This window comes from Slackia heliotrinireducens DSM 20476 (assembly GCF_000023885.1).
Lineage (GTDB): Bacteria > Actinomycetota > Coriobacteriia > Coriobacteriales > Eggerthellaceae > Slackia > Slackia heliotrinireducens.
On sequence record NC_013165.1, the window covers coordinates 1,154,713 to 1,176,619 of the forward strand.

Here is a 21,907-nt window from a genome sequence, read left to right on the forward strand (position 1 = left end):
CCGACCGGTCCGTCCCTTTGTGTTTATGGGGCGCGGCAGGGCGTTTGCGCTGCAGGTGGTCGGCGTTTTTAAAGAAACCGTCAGAGAAAACCCGCTTGAGCCGTTTCGGTGTGTCGCTCGTCTGCGTTATCGGCCGCAACACCGTTGCAACCATGTTCACAGCACCTTCCTTTGGTCTATAATCAAACAGTATGGTAAACCTAGAAAGGGGTTTCGAATGACGACACGTGTAGGTATTAATGGTTTCGGACGCATCGGTCGCCTTGTTTGCAGGGTTATGCTCAACGATCCCGATTTCGAAGTAGTAGCCATTAACTACAGCCACAGCTTTGAATCCGCCGCGCATCTGTTGAAGTACGACTCCGTGCAGGGCCGCGCCTTCGACAAGGTTGAAGTGACCGAGAACGGCATCAAAGCCAACGGTCAGGAGATCAAGATCGTCTCCTCCCGCAATCCTGAGGAGATTCCCTGGGGCGAGCTGGGTGTCGACCTCGTTATCGAGTCCACGGGCAAGTTCCGCGACCGCGAAGGCTGCGAGAAGCACCTTGCCGCCGGCGCCAAGAAGGTCCTGGTGACCGCTCCCGCCAAGGGCGAGGACATCACCATCGTCATGGGCGTCAACGACGAGCTCTACGACAAAGAGAAGCACCACATCGTCTCCAACGCCTCTTGCACCACCAACTGCCTGGCACCCTTCGCCAAGGTCCTTCTGGAGGAGTTCGGCATCGTCCGCGGCTACATGAACACTATCCATGCGTACACCAACGACCAGCGCATTCTGGACGGCACCCATAAGGACCTGCGTCGCGCCCGCACCGCCGGCATGTCCATGATCCCCACCACCACCGGCGCCGCCCGTGCCGTGTCCTTGGTCCTTCCCGAACTGAAGGGCAAGCTCGACGGCTTCGCAACCCGCGTTCCCACGCCTGACGGATCCATGGTCGACCTCACGGTCCAGCTGGCTCGCCCGGTCACCAAGGAAGAGATCAACGCCGCCATGAAGAAGGCCGCGGAAGGTCCTCTGAAGGGCATCCTGGAGTACTGCGACGAGCCCATCGTCTCCATCGACATCGTGGGCAACCCGGCATCCTCCATCTTCGACAGCATGCTGACCATGGTCCTGGGCGACAACAGCGACCTGGTCAAGTGCGTTTCCTGGTACGACAACGAGTGGGGTTACTCCAACCGCGTCGTCGACCTTGCCAGGATCATGCTCTAACGCTTTGCAACGCGTAAGGCCGCCTCATACCACAGGCGGCCTTTTTTATCGAATCGAAAGGAGAGCCTGCCTATGGCCATCAACAGCATCGAGGGCGTCGACGTAGCCGGCAAGCGCGTCATCGTCCGCGTTGACTTCAACACTCCCATCAAAGACGGTGTCGTCACCGACGACACCCGCATCCGCGCAGCCCTTCCCACCATCAAATACCTGGTGGACGGCGGTGCCCGCGTCATCCTTATGAGCCATCGCGGCCGTCCTTCGGGTACGGGCTTCGAGGCCGACTTCTCGCTGGCGCCCGCCGCGGCCCGTCTGGCCGAGCTGGTGGACGCGCCCGTCACCATGGCAGCCGACATCGCAGGCGAAGACGCTCAGGCGAAGATCGCGGCCATGAACGACGGCGAGATCGTCGTGTTGGAGAACCTGCGCTTCGACCCCCGCGAGAAGAAGAACAACCCCGAGTTCGCTGCCGAGCTCGCAGGCCTTGCCGATATCTACGTCAACGACGCCTTCGGCACGGCGCATCGCGCCCATGCCTCCACGGCAGGCGTGGCCGACCTGCTGCCGGGCTATGCGGGATACCTTCTGAACAACGAGGTGGAGACCCTTTCCGGCATGCTGGACAATCCCAATCGCCCCTTCGTCGCCATCCTGGGCGGCTCGAAGGTCTCCGACAAGGTGGGCGTCATCGACGCGCTTATCGACAAGGCCGACACCATCATCATCGGCGGCGGCATGTGCTTCACGTTCCTGCTGGCCCAGGGCTATTCCGTGGGCACGTCCCTCAAGGAGGACGACTGGATCGAGCGCGCGGGCGACATGCTCAAGAAGGCCGAGGCCGCCGGCTGCAAGATCCTGCTGCCCGTCGACATTGTGGCGGCGGACAAGTTCGCCGAGGATGCCAACACCGTGACCTGCGGCGTTGACGCCATCCCCGAAGACATGATGGGCCTGGACATCGGCCCTGAAACCGAGAAGCTCTACGCCGACGCAATCGCCGGCGCTGCCACGGTGTTCTGGAACGGCCCCATGGGCGTGTTCGAGATGAAGGCCTTCGAGCACGGAACAAAGGCGGTGGCCGAAGCCATGGCCGCCAACGCCCAGGCGGCGACCATCATCGGCGGCGGCGACAGCGTTGCTGCGGTGAACAAATTCGATATGGCCGACCAGATGACCTTCATCTCCACCGGCGGCGGCGCCTCCATGGAGCTGGTCGAAGGGAAGGCCCTGCCCGGCGTCGAGGCCCTGAGGAGGTAACCTATGGCCCGCAAACCTTTGATGATCGGCAACTGGAAAATGAACAAGACCCCGGCCGAAAGCGTCGTGCTTTCCCAGGGTATCTCCAACCGCTACAACCGCAAGTGGGACAAGGTCGGCGTGGTGCTGTGCCCGCCGTCCATCGACCTGCGTCCGGTGGTCACCGTGTTGGACTATGACAAGTCCCTCATCGAGGTGGGCGCCCAGAACGTGCATTGGGAGCCCAGCGGTGCCTTCACGGGCGAGATCAGCATCCCCATGTTGAAGGACGTGGGCGCCACCTGGTGCATCGTGGGCCACTCCGAGCGCCGCGAGATGTTCGCCGAGACCGACGAGACCGTGAACCTCAAGGTTCGCGCCCTGGTCGACGCCCGGCTGCATCCCATCGTCTGCGTAGGGGAGAGCCTGGCCGTCCGCGACGCCGGCACCACCATCGGCTTCGTGACCGACCAGGTCCGCGCCGCGTTCGCCGGCCTGGAGCCCGCCGAGGCCGCCCTTGCCGTGGTCGCCTACGAGCCCATCTGGGCCATCGGCACGGGCCGCACCGCCACGCCCGAGCAGGCCCAGGAAGTCTGCGCCGCCATCCGCGCCACGCTGGCCGACATGTTCGGTACGGAAACCGCCCAAAGCATGCGCATCCTGTACGGCGGCTCGATGAAGCCCGCCAACGTGGACATGTTCATGCCCTGCGAAGACATCGACGGCGGCCTGATCGGCGGAGCCGCCCTGAAGGTGGAGGACTTCACCGCACTGGTGGAGGCGGCAGGCAAGTAGGACGTCGCTTCGGCCATACGCCCGTTTCGCAACCCGCACCCTGTGTGCGGGTTGTTCTGTATCGAGGGATTGGGCTTGCATCGGCGCATTCGATGGTATGATGCTTCGATACGTCAACGATTATAGACCTGCAATGAGGAGTGATGGACATGGCCGAAACCGAGGAGCACGGCGTAGATGCGATCCTTGCCAACGGCAAGCCCCGCAAGGTCGGCATCGCCGGACTGGGCCTGATCGGCGGCTCGTTTGCCAAAAGCTATTCCGAGGCCGGCTGCACGGTCTACGGGTGGAACCGGACGGAAAGCACCTTGGCCGCGGCCATCAACGAGCGCTCCGTGTCCGCAAAGCTCGACGAAACCAACATCGGCGAGTGCGATTGCATCCTGGTTGCCCTGTATCCCCAGGTCACCATCGATTGGGTTACCCAGATGGCGCCTTACATCGAGCCGGGCACCCTGGTCATCGACTGCGGCGGCGTCAAGCGCGTGATCTGCGAGCCCCTCTTCGAGCTGGCAGAACAGCACGGCTTCGTCTTCATGGGAGGCCATCCCATGGCCGGCACGCAGTACTCCGGTTTCCGCTACGCGAAGTTCGACCTGTACGCGGGCGAACCCTTCGTTTTGGTGCCTCCTGCCATCTACGACCCCCGCATCATCCAGGCTGCCGAGCTGGCCTTGGCGCCCTGCGGGTTCGGCACCTTCTCGGTCACCACGCCCGAGAAGCACGACGAGCTCATCGCCTATACCTCGCAGCTGGCCCATGTGGTGAGCTCCGCGTTCATCAAAAGCCCTACGGCCTTAAAGCACCGCGGCTTTTCGGCGGGAAGCTACAAGGATTTGACCCGCGTTGCCGAGATGAACGCAGCCATGTGGACGGAATTGTTCTTGGACAACGCCGACAACCTGACGACCGAGATAGACCGCGTCATCTGCGAGCTTGAGCGTTACCGCGACGCTATAACCGACGGCGACAGCGAGCATCTGCAGGAGCTTCTGCAGGCCGGCACCGACGCCAAGGCCAAGGCCGACGGGCGGTGGCCCGACCGCAGTCGCAGTTCGTAAACTCGCAGCGGCACGTGCCGCCGACCGGACCCATAGACAGAAGAAGGAGAACCCCTTGGCATCGAACATCGGGAAGAACGTTCGCATACAGGTTTTCGGGCAGAGCCATTCTGCCGCCATCGGCGTGACCATCGACGGAATCCCTGCCGGCAAACGCATCGATACGGATGAGCTGCAGGCGTTTCTGGACCGTCGGGCACCTGGGCGGCTGCCGTGGGTGACCCCTCGGAAAGAAGCGGACCGCGTCGAGTTTCTGAGCGGCCTTGTCGACGGTGTGACCTGCGGCGCTCCCATCGGTGCCGTTATCGCCAACACCAACACCAGGTCTTCCGACTACGCCCGTCTCGACCGCGTGCCCCGGCCGGGCCATGCCGACTACGTGGCCCGGGAGAAGTACCACGGCGCCCAGGATTTCGCGGGGGGAGGGCATTTCTCCGGACGTCTGACCGCGCCTTTGTGCGTGGCCGGCGGCATCGCTTTGCAGCTGCTGCGTGAGGAAGGCGTGCGCATCGGCGCGCATCTGGCCCGTGCGGCCTGCATCGACGACGCGTGCTATCCGTTGCAGGGCATTACGGCCGACATGCTGGACGCCGCCAAGGGAAAGGACATGCCCGTGCTTGACGACGCGGCCGGCCAGGCCATGGCCCAGGCCATCCTTGCTGCCCGTGAGGCCTGCGACTCCGTGGGCGGGGTGGTGGAATGCGCTGCCATCGGCGTGCCGGTAGGGCTGGGCGACCCCATGTTCGACGGCGTCGAGAACGTCATTGCGAAGTACTGCTTCGGCATACCGGCCGTGAAGGGCATCGAATTCGGCGTCGGGTTCGAAGCGGCTGACCTGGCAGGTTCCGTCAACAACGACGCCTACCGTTTCGAAAACGGAAAGGTGCGCTTCGAAAGCAACAACGCAGGCGGGGCCTTGGGCGGCATCTCCACGGGTGAACCCGTGGTGTTCCGCCTGGCTTTCAAGCCCACGCCTTCCATATCCGGCGTGCAGCACAGCGTGAACCTGGACACCGGGCAGAACGAAGACCTGTCGGTCCGCGGCAGGCACGACCCCTGCGTGGCCGTGCGCGCGGTTCCCGTGGTCGAGGCCGTGTGCGCGCTGGCCCTGTACGACATGATGCTGGAATCGAGGATGCGATGATGGATACGAACAAGACGGATGCCGCTGCGGACACCACGCCGGAGCATGTGGTCGACCTGGTTCGGTCCCGCGAGCGCATCGACGAGATAGACAAGAAGATAGTGGAGCTGTTCTGCGAGCGCATGGACGTAGTCAAGGACGTGGCCGTGTACAAGGCTGCCACGGGCAAGGCCGTGTTCGATGCGGAGCGCGAACGCCAGAAGATCGAGCGCGCAACCGCCCAGGCCGATGCGAAGTACGGCGAGTTCGTCGCGCCGCTGTTCACCATGCTTATGGAGCTCAGCCGGTCTTACCAGGACCGCCAGCTGCATCCCCAAAGCGAACTGTCCCGGTTCGTTTCGTCCATCCCGCGTAAGGGGGCGTTTCCCCAGAAGGCCCGTGTGGCGTGTCAAGGCGCGCTCGGCTCGTGGGCCTATTCCGCCACGAAGCGCATGGTCCCCGGTGCCGACATTGATTTCGAGGACACATGGGAAGGGGTCTGCGACAAAGTGGCGGCCGGCGAGGCGGATTTTGGCGTCATGCCTCTTGAGAACACCACCACAGGCACGGTGACCCGCGCATGGGATCTGCTGCACGCCAAGGGGCTGTACGTGGTCCGCTCAGTGAACCTGCGCATCGACCAGTGCCTGCTGGCGAAGCCGGGCACCAAGCTCGAGGACATCCGCGAGGTGTTCTCCCATGAACAAGGCCTTCGCCAATGCGCGAGCTACCTCGAGTCGCTCGATGCTGGCATGAGGCGCTCCATTCGCGAGAACACCGCAAGCGCCGCCCGAGCGGTTGCACAGAGCGAACGGACCGATGTGGCCGCCATCGCATCGGCCGATTGCGCCGAACTGTACGGCTTGGAGGTGCTGGTCCCTTCGATCCAGGACATGAAGGAGAACCTGACCAGGTTCGCCTGTTTCGCCAAATCGCCCGTGGTCTACGACGAGGCCGACCGCACGTCGCTTATGCTGATCACGCCCCATGAGCCTGGCTCGCTCTTCCGGGTCATATCGCGGTTTGCAGCCCTGGGCATCAACATGGCCAAGCTGGAGAGCCGTCCCATCCCGGGTCGCGAGTTCGAGTTCATGTTCTACCTGGATGTCGAGTCGACGCCGAAAGACGAAGTGTTCATGAAGGCTGCGGCGCAGATTCCCTACATCAGCGAGCAGCTGCATTTCCTCGGGAGCTACGCCGACGTCTCGCAGGGGAGCGAAGGCCGTTAGGAGACCGTGAGCATGTCGGGATTTGTTGTATTTCGATTCTACCTTGCGTGTCCCAGGTTCCAGCAGGTATAATTCATAACTTGCGTATTGATACATTCGAAGGAGTTTGAGTCGTGACTGCTCTGCTTGTTATTTTCTTGATTCTCTGGGCCGTTTCGGGCGTCGGCCTGATTGTGTTCGTGCTGCTGCATTCCGGCAAGGGCACGGGCCTGTCCGATATGATCGCCTCTTCTCTGTATTCCACGCAGACGGGTACGAACATCATCGAGAAGAACCTCGACCGCATCACCATCATCCTGGCGGTCGTGTTCCTGGTGTGCCTCATCGCCCTGATGTTCGTGTATCCCCAGGGAACCATCAGTGCATAAAGTCCCTACAATTTGCATCTTGCAATTGCGGGGGAGTTTGTTAAAATAACGAACCGCACCTTTCACACGTCGGAGTGGTGGAACGGCAGACACGCTAGCTTGAGGTGCTAGTGCCCACATACCGGGCGTGCGGGTTCAAATCCCGCCTCCGACACCAGAAATCAAAAGCCCCGTTCAGGGGCTTTTTTAATGCACCGGAAGGGATGCTTTCCGCCGGCCGTAAAACACCTGGCATGTACAGCGCTTTCCTCCTGCTGAAGCAGGCTTCGTGACCGTCGGACGCCTGCTCCTTTCGGCAAAAACCCGCTTCTGCGCCAATAAAATCAACTAGTGTACGACCTGGGAGGTGCTCGAAGGCCATGCTTCGGCCGTCGACAATATGCCCGAAGAGAATCCCCAGGTCAGACAGCCGCCGCATTTCATGGCAAAATCCGATGGCCCCGGCAAGTCGTACACTACCTGCTTTTCTTGGCGCGGAAGGCCGTTTTCGGGAAAAGTTGCAGACCGAGGAAGCGGATAGGGTGGGCCGGTCCTGCCCGCAAACAGAATCCATCAACTCGTTTTAGCCTTCAATCCCACTTCATAATGTTGCCGGGGCGGATGCGCGATGCTCCGCCTCTCAGAAGCCCGGTGTGCGGTTTGCTGGTTTTACACATATTGCAAAAATTGTTGGAAACACTATTGCACACTAAAGTGGCTCCTGCTAGACTTCCCTCATCGTTGGAAAGGATTGAGACCTGTGATGTACGCCATTAACAGCTGCTTTTATTTTGGGTATTGGTTTACCAAGCCTCAAAGCGTTGCGGCCGGATGCGTGCATGATTAGTTTCAAACATTGCAAAGAAGCAGATCAAGCCTCCGAAGCCTAACGCTACGGAGGCTTTTCTTATGGGTCGCATGATCGTCGCGGCCGGGCGTTGGATGGAATAGAGGCTGCCGACAACGACGGTGCCCTGGGCCGAGCTTTTGGAAAGGTGAGAAGAAGATGATTGTTATATTGAAGCAGCATGCGACGGAAGAGGATCGCCAGAACTTGATCGAGGAGCTTGAGCGCTATGGCGTGAAGGTGCATCTTTCCGAAGGCGACCAGCGGACCGTGCTGGGTCTGGTGGGCGACACCACGAAGATCGACAAATCCGTCCTCGAGGCGAATGATGCCGTGCACGCAGTAAAGCGGGTGGCTGAACCGTACAAGAAGGCGAACCGCAAGTTCCACCCGGAAGACACGGTCGTAAAGGTGGGCAACACCCAGGTCGGCGGCGGGAACCTCACGGTCATGGCGGGTCCCTGCAGCGTCGAGAGCCGCGAGCAGATCCTGGCTGTCGCCCATGCTGTCAAAGCGGCCGGTGCGACCATGTTGCGCGGCGGCGCCTTCAAGCCCCGCACCAGCCCCTACAGCTTCCAGGGCATGGGTCCCCAGGGGCTCGACCTGCTGCGCGAAGCCAAAGAGGAGACGGGTCTGCCCATCGTGACCGAAATCATGGATCCCAATGACCTGAAATACTTCCGCGATATCGACGTGCTGCAGGTGGGCGCGCGCAACATGCAGAACTTCGACCTGCTGAAAGCCCTGGGCAAGACCGACCAGCCCATCCTTTTGAAGCGCGGTCTTTCGGCAACCTACGAGGAGCTTCTGATGAGCGCCGAATACATTATGAGCGAAGGGAACCCCAACGTCATCCTGTGCGAACGAGGCATCCGCACCTTCGAAACCTACACCCGCAACACCTTGGACGTAGCGGCTGTGCCCGTGCTGCGCAAGCTGACGCATCTGCCGATCATCATCGACCCCAGTCACTCGGGCGGCCGCCGCGAGCTGGTGGTGCCGCTGTCGCTGGCGGGTATAGCCGCCGGGGCCGACGGCATCGAGGTGGAGGTCCACAACGATCCCGCCCACGCCCTGTCCGACGGTCCCCAGCAGCTGCTGCCCGAAGCCTTCGAGGTCCTAATGGCGCAGCTCAAGACGGTTCATGCCGCAGTGCATGCAGAGGCGTAAAACGTAGAGGGAAGACGGCGAGGTGTTGAAGTGATCCGGACGGACGGCAACGGCAATTCGGTCGTACATGTGGCAACGGGCGAGCAATACGACGTGACGATTGGGAAGGGGCTCATCGGTCGGGTGGCATCGTTTGTGCCCAGTTTGGAGAAGGTGTCCCGTGTGGCCGTCGTTACCGACGATGTTGTGGAAGGGCTGTTTCTGGGCGATGTGACGGACGGCCTGAAGCGTGCGGGGTTCGAGGTGTCGGCCTTCGCGTTTCCGGCAGGTGAGCCCAGCAAGAACATCCATACCTTCGCAGCCGTGCTCGAGCATCTTGCGGAGCACCGTATGACCCGAAACGACATGGTGGTGGCCTTGGGCGGCGGCGTAGTCGGAGACGTTGCGGGATTCGCGGCGGCATCGTACATGCGGGGCTGCCCCTACGTGCAGGTGCCCACGACCATGCTGGCGGCCGTGGATTCCAGCGTCGGCGGCAAGACCGCCATCAACCTGCAGGCGGGAAAGAACCTCGCCGGCGCGTTCTACCAGCCGTCGGCCGTCGTATGCGACATCGACTGCATCGCTGCGCTGCCATCGGGCGAATTCGCAAACGGCATGGCAGAGTCCCTCAAATACGGCGTGCTCTGCGACGCCGGTCTGTTCGACGATCTGGGCGACAATCCCCGCGACCACTTGCAGGAGCTCATCGCACGCTGCGTGAACATCAAACGACGCTACGTGGAGGCCGACGAGCATGAAGGCGGGCTGCGCAAGTTTTTGAACCTGGGGCACACCTTCGGCCATGCCATTGAGAAATGCAGCGGATACGCGGTGCCCCACGGCAGTGCGGTTGCCATAGGCATGGTCATGGCGGCGCGGGTGTCGGCATCGCGCGTCATGGCTGACCAGGCCTTGGTCGACCGGCTTGCACGCGCCCTTGAGTCGGCGGGCCTGCCGACATCGACCGACATTCCGGCTGAGGAGCTTGCCTGGGCCGCGCAATCGGACAAGAAGCGTTCCGGCGACACGGTGACGTTCGTGCTGCCGAAGACGATTGGGAATTGCGAGCTGGTGGATGTCGGCGTGGCCGAGCTTGGCGGGGTGTTCGAAACCGCCTGCCAGAAATAGCAATCATAGCCAACGGGTGGATTGCGCTTGTTGCGCCGCCCGCTGGCGTTCATATTATATGGTCTATGCGTTACCTATTCGAGTAAACGGCATGTTCGCAAGTCAGAATGCAAAAGCAATTCTGCCAGCCTTATCTTTTTTTCAACGGTTCGAAACAATGCGTCAGGATTCGCAACGCTGAATCGTGTTGTAGGTAAGCAACGTTGCAGAACCATAAGACGATATGTGTCGAATCATGAAAGGAGGGCGCCTTGTGACTATGTTCGATTCGCCATCTGCTGCGAATATCCCCTCATCGGAGTTGCAAGCCTCCGCAGACTGGCAACCACGAGTGGTTGAAGGTGGAAAGCCGCCGTCATCAAAGGATTCAGGCGCGGCTATGCGCAACGTCGTGTCGGTCGCACCACCGCATGCCTCCGAAGAGGAGGCCGAAGCTAAACGTGTGGTGCAGTCCTATTCCGACTTGATACTGCGCTTGAGCTATACCTATTTGAAATCGTTCCATGACGCCGAAGATCTTTGTCAGAACATCCTGATCAAGATGTTGACGAAGGCCCCGCGCTTCGAGGATGCCGAACACGAAAAGGCATGGGTTATACGCGCTACCTCGAATGCGTGCAAAGACGTTCTGCGAAGCGGGGCGCGCGTTCGCAATGTGAGGCTGGAGGCGGCTTCTGACGAATCGGTCGAGATGCCGGAAGATTCGGAGGTGCTGGACGCCGTGTCCGCATTGCCAGAGGCTCAACGGGAGTCGGTTTTCCTGCATTATTACGAAGGATACTCCATTGCGGAAGTCGCACGGCTGACGGGGCGCACCGAAGCTGCGGTCGCCAAGCAGTTGAGCCGAGCCCGTTTTGCTTTGCGTCGGATGCTGAAAGGATAGATACCATGAGCAATTTGCATTTTGATTCTTACGACGACCTGCGTTTTTCCGATGCGGCCAAAGATCGTTTGACTCGTGCGGTCGCGCAAGGTGTTGCGTCCTCGAGACTCGTTGGTTCCGACGACAGGGGTGCCGCACCGCTCCGTGCTCCGGTCCGCAGCGGCAAGCGTGCCCGCCGTCCATTTGCCGTTGCCGTCGCCGCAGCGGCAGCTGCTCTTGCCATCGGGGGTGCCGCCTATGCCACTGGAGCCTTCGTCACCGTAGGCGAATTCGCTGCCGATATGTTCGGCGGCGTTGCGGATACCCAGGTGGTGGATTCCATCGGCCACCCCGTCGAAGCGAGCGCTAGCAGCGGAGGGGTGACCGTGACCGCAGATGCCATCATCGGCGACCGTGAGAACTACGCGGTCGTATACAGCATCGTGCGTGATGACGGACAGCCTTTCGACCTTTTGGAAACCACGGAAGACGGCCTGATACTCGCGGGGTTCGACACATATGATGCCGATTTCGGCATGAACAACGGAAGCAACGGCTCGATGTACTTCTACGATGCAGACCCCGCCGACAACGCAATCCAGATGGTCGACCGATGCTCGATCGACATTTCTGGAGGCAGCATCGTTGGCAAGACCATGCGTGCGCACTTCGAAGGGTTGTACGCCTACGGGGCCGACGACACCATGGTTCGCTTGGCAGACGGCACATGGGATCTGCGTTTCAAGGTGGATTACGAAGACACTTCGATCGATCTTCCTGCGGGACAGGACGTGTCGTATAACGGGCTATCCGGCGTAGTGAAAAGCGCAAGGATTTCGCCAATCGCTCTGACGTTCGACCTGGTTGTGAATGAGGCCATGGACTGGGAGGAGCAGTCGAGCGGTCAAATGAGCGACCACAATTCCCAACTCGTCGATCGGTTTTTGAACACGCCGGACGTTGTGGTGACCATGCGTGACGGAAGCAGCGTCATCGGCCACGACCTCGGGGGAGGTACAACAGAGGATCTCGGAGACGCCACGCTGGTGCACAAAGCTGTGACCTTCGATGAGATCGTCGATGTGGACCAGATTGTCTCTGTCGCGTTCTGCGGTACAGACGTTCCGATTTCCGAATAACCTGAGGCTGCAGGCGAAAAACCCGATGGCCGAGAAAGCGCCCGACGGACAGTCTGTCGGGCGCTTCCGTTTGTCCGGCTTTCGGGTTCGAGATGCTCTTCGCGCGCAGATAGGCGGCTCCTCGGCGGCAGGAGAGGATCTCGGTGCGGCCTGCCTATGCAGCGCGAAATCGCCGACAAAATCGCATGTGGTATCTGAACTGGGGAATCAGGCCGAATTCAGATTCAGATCGAAACCGGTTCAGGTTTTGGCCCTGTTTCGATGCAAAGTTTACATACAGTTCGGCAAGGTTTGTCTGGCATGGTGAAGTGAACCGATGAAGGAGGTTCGCCATGTCGTTTCAAGAATCTGCGGAAACATTCAGGGCCCGTGCCCATCTGACGGACGTGCCGACACCCGCTTTGGTGGGCGCGGCGGTTCTGGCCGTCCTAGGGCTTGCGGGCGCAGCGCTCGGCGTGGGCGTTTTGACCCACGAGGAACCGTTGGTGGTGGAAAAGGCCGAGGCCGCCCAGGAGCAGCCGCCGCAAACGGAGGCCATCGCCGAAGTGGATCCAGCCGAAGAAGCTCCTGCGGAAGGGGAGGCCGAGCCCGGGAATGAGGCCGCATGCATCCAGGTCCATGTGGCAGGGGCGGTGCAGGTGCCAGGGGTCTACACGTTGCCGGAGGGGTCGCGGGTATGCGATGCAGTGTCTGCGGCATCGGGCTTTTCCGACCAGGCCGCTCAAGACGCCATCAATCAGGCCCGGGTGCTGGCGGACGGCGAGCAGGTGTACGTCCCGACGGCCGACGATGTGGAATCGGGCGCCTTTGCAGGGCCTGCCGCCGCGTCCGAGCAGGCGTCCACCGGTGCGGGCGAGGCTGCTTCGCCATCGGGCAAAGTGAACATAAACACCGCCGACGCCTCCGAGCTCCAGCAGCTTTCGGGCATCGGGCCCGCCACGGCCGAAGCCATCGTGAAGGACCGGGAGGCCAACGGGCCGTTCGCTTCGGTTGAGGACCTGCAGCGCGTCAGCGGCATAGGGGAGAAGAAGTATGCCAAGATTGCAGACGATATCTGCGTCTGAGGCGCGTGCTGCGGCAGGAGTCGAGCCCGGCTTCCAAAAACCCTTCCTTCCTCCAACCGCATATGTTGCGGCAGGGCTTTGGCTTGCAATCCTGGTCGGATTGGGCTTGTACCTGTCATGTCTGCAGGGTGAAGGCGTGCCTCAAGGCCTTTCGCCGGGTGAGCGGACCTTCACGCTTGAGCAGGACGCCAAACGGACCGAGTTCGGATGGCATGCCGTGGCCACGGTCCGAGACGATGCGGGCAAAAGCCGCCGGGTGCAGGTGTCCTTTGACGATTGCGAGCGGTTTCTGGCTCGGGACAAGGTGGTCTCCTACGCGTTGTTCTCGGAGTTCGAACCCGACCGCGAGATGCGCTACCTCCAGCAAGGCGTGTGCGCCCGAGCGCGCCTGACCAGGCCCGACCGATGCGAACGCACAGGGTTGACGGGTACGATGCTTTCGGTCCGAGCTTGGTGCATGGACCGGATCGAAGCCCGAGACGGCAAAGGTTCGGCTCTGCTCGCGGCCGTGCTTCTGGGGGATCGGCTGCGGCTTGAAGAGGGCGGCCTCTACGACGACATGAAAGCCGTGGGCATGGCCCACATGGTGGCGGTGTCGGGGGCGCACCTGTCGGTGGTTTCGGCCTTCGTGATGATGGTCCTGAAGCGGATCGGCATGCCGAAAAGGGCGGTCGTCTGCGTCATCATGGGATTCTTTGCGGCATATGCCCTGTTCACGGGGATGTCCATACCGGTGCTTCGGGCAGCGCTCATGTCATCGGTGCTCATCGGGGCCGTCTGGGGCGGAAGGCGTGGCTCGCCTCTGGCGGCGCTTTCGGTGTGCGTCTGCCTGCTGCTGGCTGCAAACCCTTACAACGCCTTCTCGCTGTCGTTCCTGCTCTCGGTGGGCTCGACGTTGGGAATCATCCTGTTCACAGGGCTTTTCGAGACGTGGCTTGGCAAGGCTTTAGGCGGAAGGTTTCCCACGGTGTGCAACACGGTGGCCTTGACCATGGCTGCCAATCTGGTGATCTTTCCAGTGGTGGCATCGGTATTCGCCCGGCTGCCCCTGCTATCGCCCGTGGCGAACCTGATTGCGGCGCCGGTGTTCTCGGTGCTGCTCATCGGGGGCCTGGCCGCGCTCGCGCTGTGTGCGGCGGCGCCTCCCTTGGGGTCTTTGGCGCTTGCGGTGTGCGCAGGTGCGGCGGATTTGTTCTGTTCGATCATGCATGCGTTGGCCCAAGTACCCTATGCAAGCCTGTTCAGCAGCTGGTCGGCGGGCGCTTCGACGGCCGTTTCGGTGGCGCTCATGGCCCTCATATGGAGGGTTTGGCCCAACCCCCGTGCGAAAACGGTTCGCCGCGCGCTGTGCGCTGCGGCTGCGGCGCTGCTCGTGTTCTTGCTTGTCGCCCCTCACATGGCCGGGGACGAGATCGTCATGCTGGACGTAGGGCAGGGGGACGCCTTCCTCATCCGTAGCCAGGGGAGGACGCTTCTGGTGGACACGGGCAACCAGGAGACCATGCTGTCCCAGGCGCTTGCACGGCATGGGGCCAACCGGCTGGACGCGTTGCTGGTGTCCCACCACGATGATGACCACTACGGTTCGCTTCCCGTCTTGAAATCCGCCCTTGCCGGCGGTAAGGTGTACGTGGCCCGCGAGACCTTCACGACGGAGGACAGGAACAACGACCTGCTTCTGGAAGCCGCCAAGCAGACGGTGGGCGCCGACGATGTGCGCGGCCTGTCGTTCGGCGACGTGCTGCAGGTGGGGCGGTTCACCTGCACGGTCGTGTGGCCCCATGCGTTTTGCGACAAGGGAGGCAACGCCGACAGCCTGTGTCTGCGGGTGGAATACGACGGGGACGGCGACGGTTCCTGCGATTTCACGGCGCTGTTCACAGGCGACGCCGAAGCCGACCAGATTTCCGCCATGGTGGAGGAGGGGACCGTGGGAGACATCGATGTGCTGAAAGAAGGGCACCACGGCAGCCGCGCCGGTATGACGCCGGAGTTGGCGTCGGCGCTTCGGCCGGAAGTGGTCCTGATCAGCGTGGGTGCTGACAACGATTACGGGCATCCCGCGCCCGAGACTGTCGAGACGCTGGAGGCTGCGGGCGCCCAGGTGTTCCGCACCGATGAAAATGGAGATGTGTCTTGCAGGTTCCGTGCCAACACCCTCGAAGTGCGCGCAATGCGCTAGACTGGTGCCATGGCTGAATCTCAAGGGCTGTTGCCGGCATATCTCATCGTTGGTGAAGACGAATTGAAGCGCAATACCGTGCTCAAGCGTCTGCGCTCGCGCGTGGCCGCGTTGGGCGACATCGACTTCAACTCCGACTATTTCGAAGGTCCTAACGTGACCGGTGAAGACGTCGTCACATCCTGCAACACGGTGCCTTTCGCCAGCGACGTGCGCCTGGTGGTCGTCAAGAGCGGCGAGGGTTTGAAAAAAGCCGCAGCCACCGCCATCGCCGACTATCTTAAAGAGCCCTGCACCACCACGGTGCTTGCCGTCGTGGCCACCAAGATGGCCAAAAACACCGCGCTGTACAAGGCTATGGCCAAAGTGGGGCGTCAGGCGGTCATCGACTGCTCGCCTATGACGAAGAAGGAGCTTCCCGATAAGGTTCGGGGTATGGCCCTGACCCATGGCTTCGGGATGAATCTGGATGCCGCCTCGCGTTTGGTGGACCTGGTGGGCGAAAACACCGTGCGGATCGATGCCGAGCTGCAGAAGATTGCTTTGGCTCATACCGGAAAGCAGCCCGTGGGCGTTTCCGAGGTGGAGGCGCTTGTGGCCCGCACGGCCGAGGCCAAGCCTTGGGATTTCTCGGACGCCTTCGGCGCGCGCAACGTAAACCAGATGCTTGCGGTGTGGAACCGTCTGGACAGCGGGTCGGTGTTCGTCCTGCTGGGTAGATGCGTAACCGTGCTGCGCGAGCTTCTGACCTGCAAGGCGCTGGCCAAGCGAGGCCAGACCAGCCAGCAGGCCCTGGCGGCGGCTTTGGGCAACGTGCCTACCTGGAAGGTGAGGAACCATCAGGCTTGGGCGCGCCAATGGACCGCCGAGGAGTTGCGCCACGCCCTAAGCGCAGCCCGAGACTGCGAGCGCGCCATGAAGAGCGGATCGAACCCTGAAGACGCGTTTCTGAAATGGGTGCTCGAGACAGCACGCCGCCGTCCTGCGCGTTAGAACGAATCTATATAACCATCAACAGAAAAAGGCCCGTTCATCGGGCCTTTCTGCATGGTGTGCGAAAGCGTTTGAGAATACTGGTTTTCGCCCCAACCAGAAAAAGCCCCGCGTGAACGGGGCTTGGCGTTTCATCGGATTGAAGCCGAAGTTATTCGGCGGCTTCTTCCTCAGCGGCGGCTTCGGCAGCCTCGGCAGCCTTGCGGGCGGCGGCAGCGGCCTGAGCCTTCTCGGTGGCAGCGCGACGCTCGGCCTTGGCGGCAGCGGCAGCGGCGTAAGCCTCGGCCTTGGCAGCCTTCTTAGCGGCCTTCTTGGTGCCACCCTTGACGACGTTCTCCTTCTTGACCGGCTTGGGAGCAGCAGCGATGTCTTCGGGAGTGACGATGGTGTTCGCCAGCTTCATGACACCGGACTTGCGGTTGGCAGCCTGGTTCTTGTGGATGACGCCCTTGGTAGCAGCCTTGTCCAGCAGGCGGCAGGCCTTCTGGGCAGCCACGTAAGCCTCGACGCCGTTGCCGGCAGCGACAGCTTCGCGGACCGCACGCACAGCGGTCTTCAGCTCGGACTTGATAGCCTTGTTGCGCATGCGAGCCTTCTCGGCGGTCAGGATGCGCTTCTTCTGACTCTTAATGTTCGCCACAGTTCATTCCTCCGATATTAAAATTATCATTCTCAAGCGAAAACCCGAAAAGTTTAGCACAGGACTTTCCAGTTTGCCATGGTCTGTTCGTTTGATATACCGTATCAGCACAATGACCACAATCCTGCCTTCATAAGGTAGGATAGACACAGGTGGTCTCTGGCCGATCCACGCATATCATGTCGGACAAACGCGACACGGAGTATACATGAATTACAACGAAGTTTCATTCAAGGCAGCATACGGCACCATAAATCAACTACCAAAATCCGTACGGCCGGAGATTTCCTTCGCCGGAAGGTCCAATGTGGGTAAGTCTTCGCTGCTGAACAAGCTGTTCAACCGCAAGGGTTTGGCAAAGGTCTCGTCCACACCGGGTAAAACCGCGACCATCAACTTCTTCACGGCGTCCTCGGCGGATTTCGTGGACCTGCCCGGATACGGCTATGCCAAGGTGTCGAAGACCGAGCGCCAGCGTTGGTCGGGCCTCATCGAGGGCTACTTCCATCAGGACCGCAGGTTCGCGTTGGTGGTGTCGCTGATCGACATCCGCCATGCCGCAAGCGAACTGGACGTTCAGATGATAGATTTCCTTATGGAGGAGGGGCTGCCGTTCGTCGTGGTGCTCACCAAGGCGGACAAGCTTTCCAAATCCCAGGTGAACAGGCAGGTGGCCGCCATTCGCAAACAGCTGGGCTTCGAGCCTGAAGACCCCATCATCGCGGTCTCGTCCGAGAAGGGTACAGGCATCGACGTGCTCAAGCGTACCATCGAGTACGCCATCCAGGAGGAGAAGAAGGAGTTTAGGGGATAGCCCGTGGTTTCTTCGCGATGCCGCCCGCGGCGCGCATACCTTGGGCCCAACCCTGCTAGAATACGCCCATTATGACTATGAATCCTGAATACATACGCAATTTCAGCATCATCGCCCACATCGACCACGGCAAGTCCACCATTTCGGACCGCATCCTGGAGCTTACGGGAACCGTGGCGAAGCGCGATATGACCAACCAGCTGCTTGACAGCATGGATATCGAACGCGAACGCGGCATTACCATCAAAAGCCAGGCGGTCCGCGTCATGTACGACGCCGATGACGGCAACACCTACCAATTGAACCTGATCGACACCCCGGGCCACGTCGACTTCACCTATGAAGTCAGCCGAAGCCTTGCCGCGTGCGAAGGCGCCGTGCTGGTGGTGGACGCCACCCAGGGCGTCGAGGCCCAGACGGTGGCCAACGCCATGATGGCCATGAACGCCGATCTGGAGATCGTGCCTCTTATCAATAAGATCGATCTGCCTTCCGCCGAGCCCGAGCGGGTGAAGACGGAAATCGAGGACGGTCTGGCCATCTTGGCCGACGACGCCATCTTGGCCAGCGGCAAGACGGGGGAGGGCATCCACGGGCTGCTCGAAGCCGTGGTGGGCCTCATTCCGCCTCCGGAGGGCGACTCCGAGGCGCCGCTGCGTGCGCTGATCTTCGACTCGTATTTCGACGCCTACCGCGGCGTGGTGGCCCTCATCCGTGTGGTGGACGGCCGTATCAAAAAGGGCGACCAGGTGCGCTTGATGGCCAACGACGCCCAAATCCTGGTTGAAGAGGTGGGCGCCCGCCGTCCCGCCGAGGTTGCCATGCCCGAGCTTGTTGCCGGCGAGGTGGGATACCTGGTCACAGGCCTGAAAGACGTTTCCCAGGTACGTGTCGGCGACACGCTGACTTCGCAGGTCAACGGCGCGAAGGAGCCGCTGCCCGGTTACCGCGAGGCAAAACCCATGGTGTATACGGGCCTGTTCCCGATCGATTCCGACCAGTACGAGCCGCTTAAAGAAGCCCTGGAGAAGCTGGCGTTGAACGACCCGGCGCTCGTCTGGGAGCCTGAAACCAGCCATGCGCTGGGCTTCGGCTTCCGCGTGGGCTTTCTGGGCCTTCTGCACATGGAAGTCATCAAGGAGCGCCTGGAGCGCGAGTTCAATCTGGACCTCATCGCCACGGCCCCTTCGGTGGAATACCATGTATATATGACGAACAAGGAGATGCTCAGCCTGCATTCGCCGCAGGACCTGCCCGACCCCTCCGAAATCGAGCACATCGAGGAGCCGTACCTGCGCGCCACCATCATGGTGCCGCCGGATTATGTGGGCGCCGTCATGACGTTGGCCACCGAGCACCGCGGCACGTTCAAAACCATGAACTATCTGTCCACCACCACGGTGGAGATGATCTGGGAAATCCCGTCCTCCGAGCTCATCATGGACTTCTTCGACCAGCTGAAAAGCCGCACGAAGGGCTACGCCAGCCTGGACTACGAGTTCTCGGGCTATAAGGAAGGCGCCCTGCAGAAGCTCGACATCCTGCTTTCCGGCAAACCCATCGACGCGCTGTCGTTCATCGTGCACAAGGACAAGGCCTATGACCGCGGCCGTGTGCTTTGCGAGAAGCTCAAGGAGATCATTCCCCGTCAGCTGTTCGAGGTGCCTATCCAGGCGGCTGTGGGCGGACGCGTTCTGGCTCGTCAGACCGTGCGCGCCAAGCGCAAGGACGTTCTGGCCAAATGCTACGGCGGCGACATCTCCCGTAAGCGCAAGCTGTTGGAGAAGCAGAAGCAGGGCAAGAAGCGCATGAAGGCCATCGGCAACGTCGAGGTGCCGCAAGAGGCGTTCATGGCCATTCTGAAAGTTGACGAATAATGGCGTACGATCCTTACAAGGCGCTCTACATACATCTGCCGTTCTGCAAGCATCGCTGTGCGTACTGCGATTTCACCACGCGGGCTATCCCAAAGGATTCACCGGAGATCGGCGAGTATATCGAGAACCTGGTGCTGGACATCCGCCATGCCTCCCGCGAGGGCTTCCTTTCGCAGATCGAAACCGTCTACATCGGCGGCGGCACGCCCAGCTACATCGGCACGAAGCACCTGTCCAACCTGCTTTACACCCTCGGGGTGTCCATGCACCTGACGCCTGAGGTGGAATGCTCCATGGAGGCCAATCCGGAAAGCGTGACGCCCGAGCTCATCCGCGACATCTACGCGCTGGGGGTGAACCGCCTGTCCATCGGCGTGCAGAGCTTCGACGACGAGCTGCTCAAGCGCATGGACCGTATCCACGATGGGGCCCGCGCCAAAGAGGCCATCGCCATGGCCCAGGAGCGCTTCGACAACGTGTCCGTCGATCTGATGTGCGGCATCCCCGGCCAGACGCCGGAGATGTTTCTGGACAGCGTGCAGCAGGCCGTCGACCTGGGCGTCAAGCATGTCAGCATCTATCCGCTTACCATTGAGGAGCACACGCCTCTGCAGCGCATGGTGGACGCCGGCGAAATCGAGATTCCGGAGGACCACGAAGACCGTGAGGCGCTCATGATGGGCATGGCTCCCAACGTGCTGCTTCCCGCGGGGTTCCACCGCTACGAGGTGGCGAGCTACGCCCTTGACGGGTACGAGTGCGAGCATAACAAGAAATACTGGACCGGCGTGCCTTACTACGGCATTGGCGTGTCGGCCGTGACCATGACCCAGAACGATTCCCGCCGCATGCGCAAGCAGGACGGGTACGTTGTGGACGACCTGAACCGCCGCCAGATGATGGCCGAGGACCTCATGATGAAGATGCGCATGTCGCAAGGCGTGTCCGTCGACGAGGTCAAGGCCGCCGCCACCCTGCTGCCCAAAGTGCTCCAGGTGTTCCGCGACCTGCAGAAGGACAACCTGGTCAAGCTGGAAGACGACCGCTACAAGCCGACGCTTGGCGGCTGGCTTCTGGGCAACGAGCTCTACGGACGCATCTATGAGCTGGCCCCTTAGCGACCTTGCACCTGCCGGGCGCGTTCCCGTGGTTCTCGCCCCCATGGCGGGTGTGAACGACGTCATGTACCGCAGCATCTGCGTCGAAATGGGCGCCGACCTCACATTCACCGAGATGGTGTCTTCAAAGGCGCTTTCGTTCGCCAACGAGAAGACCCGCCGCCTGCTTGACACCGCACCCAACGAGCTGCATGTGGGCGTGCAGCTGTTCGGCCACGAACCCGATACCATGGCCCGCGAAGCGGCGTGGGTAGAGGATTCGCTGGGCGAGAAGCTGGTCTGCATCGATGTGAACATGGGCTGTCCTGCCAGAAAGATAATCAAGAAAGGCGACGGCTCGGCGCTGTTGAACACCCCGGATGTGGCACAGCAGATTGTCCGTCAAATCAAATCCCAGGTCAGTTGTCCTGTGACTGTGAAGTTCCGCAAGGGCTTCGCGGCAGGGGAGGACGTTGCCTGCGATTTCGCGAAACGCATGGAAGACGCCGGAGCCGATTGGATGACGGTGCATGGGCGTACCACGGCCCAGATGTATTCGGGAGATGCCGATTGGGATGTGCTCGGACGCGTGAAGCGGTCGGTGTCGGTGCCTGTCATCGGCAACGGTGACATCAAACGCGGCGAAGACGCCCGCGCTATGGTGGACGCCACCGGGGTGGACGGCGTGATGATCGCCCGCGGAGCCCAAGGCAACCCTTGGATTTTCCCAGAGGCCGCAGCGGCTTTGGCGGGCGAGCCCGCCCCTGCCGAACCGACCGACGAGGAACGCGTCGCCATGGCTCGCCGCCATGCGTCGATGCTGGACGGATACATGGGCAACACCATCGTCTACATGCGCAAACACGTCATGTGGTATCTGCGCGGCGTTCCTGGCGTGCGCGAAGCCCGCGGCGCTTTGAACTCCTGCGTCACCATGGATGATTTCAACCGCGTGCTGGACAAGATACTGGTGGATGCGGCCGACGTGCGTGCCCGCGAGGCGGCGTACCGCGCTGCGCCTGGCCGTTAAAGGGGCCGTTTGAGCCGTTAGGGCCGTCTCGCAATATGACGGGCTGGTAACTTTTCGCCACTTTTTTGGCAC

Annotated in this window: 19 protein-coding genes and 1 tRNA gene; 19 read left to right on the forward strand and 1 reads right to left on the reverse strand. The window is 61.3% G+C overall.

Annotation, left to right across the window (positions count from 1 at the left end; all coding sequences use genetic code 11):
- Positions 1-217 precede the first annotated feature (217 nt).
- The 15 genes from gap to holA all read left to right on the forward strand — a co-directional run bounded on the left by gap (position 218) and on the right by holA (position 16,377).
- Positions 218-1,219: a type I glyceraldehyde-3-phosphate dehydrogenase gene (gap, locus tag SHEL_RS04955; protein WP_012798152.1), complete on the forward strand. Its 1,002-nt coding sequence runs from the start codon at positions 218-220 to the stop codon at positions 1,217-1,219.
- 72 nt (positions 1,220-1,291) lie between these two features.
- Entirely contained in the window at positions 1,292-2,476 is a 1,185-nt protein-coding gene (locus SHEL_RS04960) for a phosphoglycerate kinase (RefSeq protein ID WP_012798153.1), read from the forward strand.
- 3 nt (positions 2,477-2,479) lie between these two features.
- Positions 2,480-3,250: a triose-phosphate isomerase gene (tpiA, locus tag SHEL_RS04965; protein ID WP_012798154.1), complete on the forward strand. Its 771-nt coding sequence runs from the start codon at positions 2,480-2,482 to the stop codon at positions 3,248-3,250.
- A 149-nt stretch (positions 3,251-3,399) separates the two neighbouring features.
- Positions 3,400-4,311 carry a prephenate dehydrogenase gene (locus SHEL_RS04970; protein WP_050749635.1) on the forward strand — a complete coding sequence of 304 codons (912 nt, stop codon included), beginning with the start codon at positions 3,400-3,402 and terminating at the stop codon, positions 4,309-4,311.
- Positions 4,312-4,366: 55 nt separating this feature from the next.
- Positions 4,367-5,455, forward strand: a complete 1,089-nt coding sequence (aroC, locus tag SHEL_RS04975) for a chorismate synthase (protein WP_012798156.1) — start codon at positions 4,367-4,369, stop codon at positions 5,453-5,455.
- Positions 5,455-6,663, forward strand: a complete 1,209-nt coding sequence (locus SHEL_RS04980) for a chorismate mutase (RefSeq protein WP_169304501.1) — start codon at positions 5,455-5,457, stop codon at positions 6,661-6,663. Before aroC ends, SHEL_RS04980 begins: the two co-directional genes overlap by 1 nt.
- 113 nt (positions 6,664-6,776) lie before the next feature.
- The gene (gene secG / locus SHEL_RS04985; RefSeq protein WP_012798158.1) at positions 6,777-7,031 is read left to right on the forward strand and encodes a preprotein translocase subunit SecG; all 255 of its coding nucleotides are present in this window, start codon (positions 6,777-6,779) and stop codon (positions 7,029-7,031) included.
- A gap of 68 nt (positions 7,032-7,099) precedes the next feature.
- Positions 7,100-7,188: transfer RNA gene (locus SHEL_RS04990), tRNA-Leu, on the forward strand.
- A gap of 828 nt (positions 7,189-8,016) precedes the next feature.
- Positions 8,017-9,027 (forward strand): 3-deoxy-7-phosphoheptulonate synthase, encoded by a 1,011-nt coding sequence (gene aroF / locus SHEL_RS04995; protein ID WP_012798159.1) that lies wholly within the window; start codon positions 8,017-8,019, stop codon positions 9,025-9,027.
- Between the two features lie 30 nt (positions 9,028-9,057).
- Positions 9,058-10,137 carry a 3-dehydroquinate synthase gene (gene aroB, locus SHEL_RS05000; protein WP_012798160.1) on the forward strand — a complete coding sequence of 360 codons (1,080 nt, stop codon included), beginning with the start codon at positions 9,058-9,060 and terminating at the stop codon, positions 10,135-10,137.
- Positions 10,138-10,396: 259 nt separating this feature from the next.
- Positions 10,397-11,020: an RNA polymerase sigma factor gene (locus SHEL_RS05005; RefSeq protein WP_232001646.1), complete on the forward strand. Its 624-nt coding sequence runs from the start codon at positions 10,397-10,399 to the stop codon at positions 11,018-11,020.
- Positions 11,021-11,025: 5 nt separating this feature from the next.
- Positions 11,026-12,138 (forward strand): DUF4179 domain-containing protein, encoded by a 1,113-nt coding sequence (locus tag SHEL_RS05010; protein WP_012798162.1) that lies wholly within the window; start codon positions 11,026-11,028, stop codon positions 12,136-12,138.
- A gap of 332 nt (positions 12,139-12,470) precedes the next feature.
- Positions 12,471-13,202, forward strand: coding sequence for a ComEA family DNA-binding protein (locus SHEL_RS05015; RefSeq protein WP_012798163.1), 732 nt, complete (start codon positions 12,471-12,473; stop codon positions 13,200-13,202).
- 136 nt (positions 13,203-13,338) lie between these two features.
- A complete protein-coding gene (locus SHEL_RS05020) occupies positions 13,339-15,384 on the forward strand; it encodes a DNA internalization-related competence protein ComEC/Rec2 (protein ID WP_169304502.1) in 2,046 nt (681 codons plus the stop codon).
- 9 nt (positions 15,385-15,393) lie between these two features.
- A complete protein-coding gene (holA, locus tag SHEL_RS05025; protein WP_012798165.1) occupies positions 15,394-16,377 on the forward strand; it encodes a DNA polymerase III subunit delta in 984 nt (327 codons plus the stop codon).
- A gap of 151 nt (positions 16,378-16,528) precedes the next feature.
- Here the strand turns inward: holA and rpsT are convergent, their stop codons facing one another.
- Positions 16,529-17,017 carry a 30S ribosomal protein S20 gene (rpsT, locus tag SHEL_RS05030; protein ID WP_012798166.1) on the reverse strand — a complete coding sequence of 163 codons (489 nt, stop codon included), beginning with the start codon at positions 17,015-17,017 and terminating at the stop codon, positions 16,529-16,531.
- 208 nt (positions 17,018-17,225) lie between these two features.
- Between rpsT and yihA the strand changes: the two genes are divergently transcribed.
- From yihA to dusB, 4 genes are all read left to right on the forward strand, one after another.
- Complete coding sequence (gene yihA / locus SHEL_RS05035; protein WP_012798167.1) at positions 17,226-17,831, forward strand: ribosome biogenesis GTP-binding protein YihA/YsxC; 606 nt, start codon at positions 17,226-17,228, stop codon at positions 17,829-17,831.
- A 71-nt stretch (positions 17,832-17,902) separates the two neighbouring features.
- The gene (lepA, locus tag SHEL_RS05040; protein WP_012798168.1) at positions 17,903-19,708 is read left to right on the forward strand and encodes a translation elongation factor 4; all 1,806 of its coding nucleotides are present in this window, start codon (positions 17,903-17,905) and stop codon (positions 19,706-19,708) included.
- Complete coding sequence (gene hemW / locus SHEL_RS05045; RefSeq protein WP_012798169.1) at positions 19,708-20,826, forward strand: radical SAM family heme chaperone HemW; 1,119 nt, start codon at positions 19,708-19,710, stop codon at positions 20,824-20,826. The genes lepA and hemW overlap by 1 nt, the downstream gene beginning before the upstream one ends.
- Positions 20,810-21,835 carry a tRNA dihydrouridine synthase DusB gene (gene dusB, locus SHEL_RS05050; RefSeq protein ID WP_012798170.1) on the forward strand — a complete coding sequence of 342 codons (1,026 nt, stop codon included), beginning with the start codon at positions 20,810-20,812 and terminating at the stop codon, positions 21,833-21,835. The genes hemW and dusB overlap by 17 nt, the downstream gene beginning before the upstream one ends.
- The last annotated feature ends 72 nt before the right edge of the window (positions 21,836-21,907 follow it).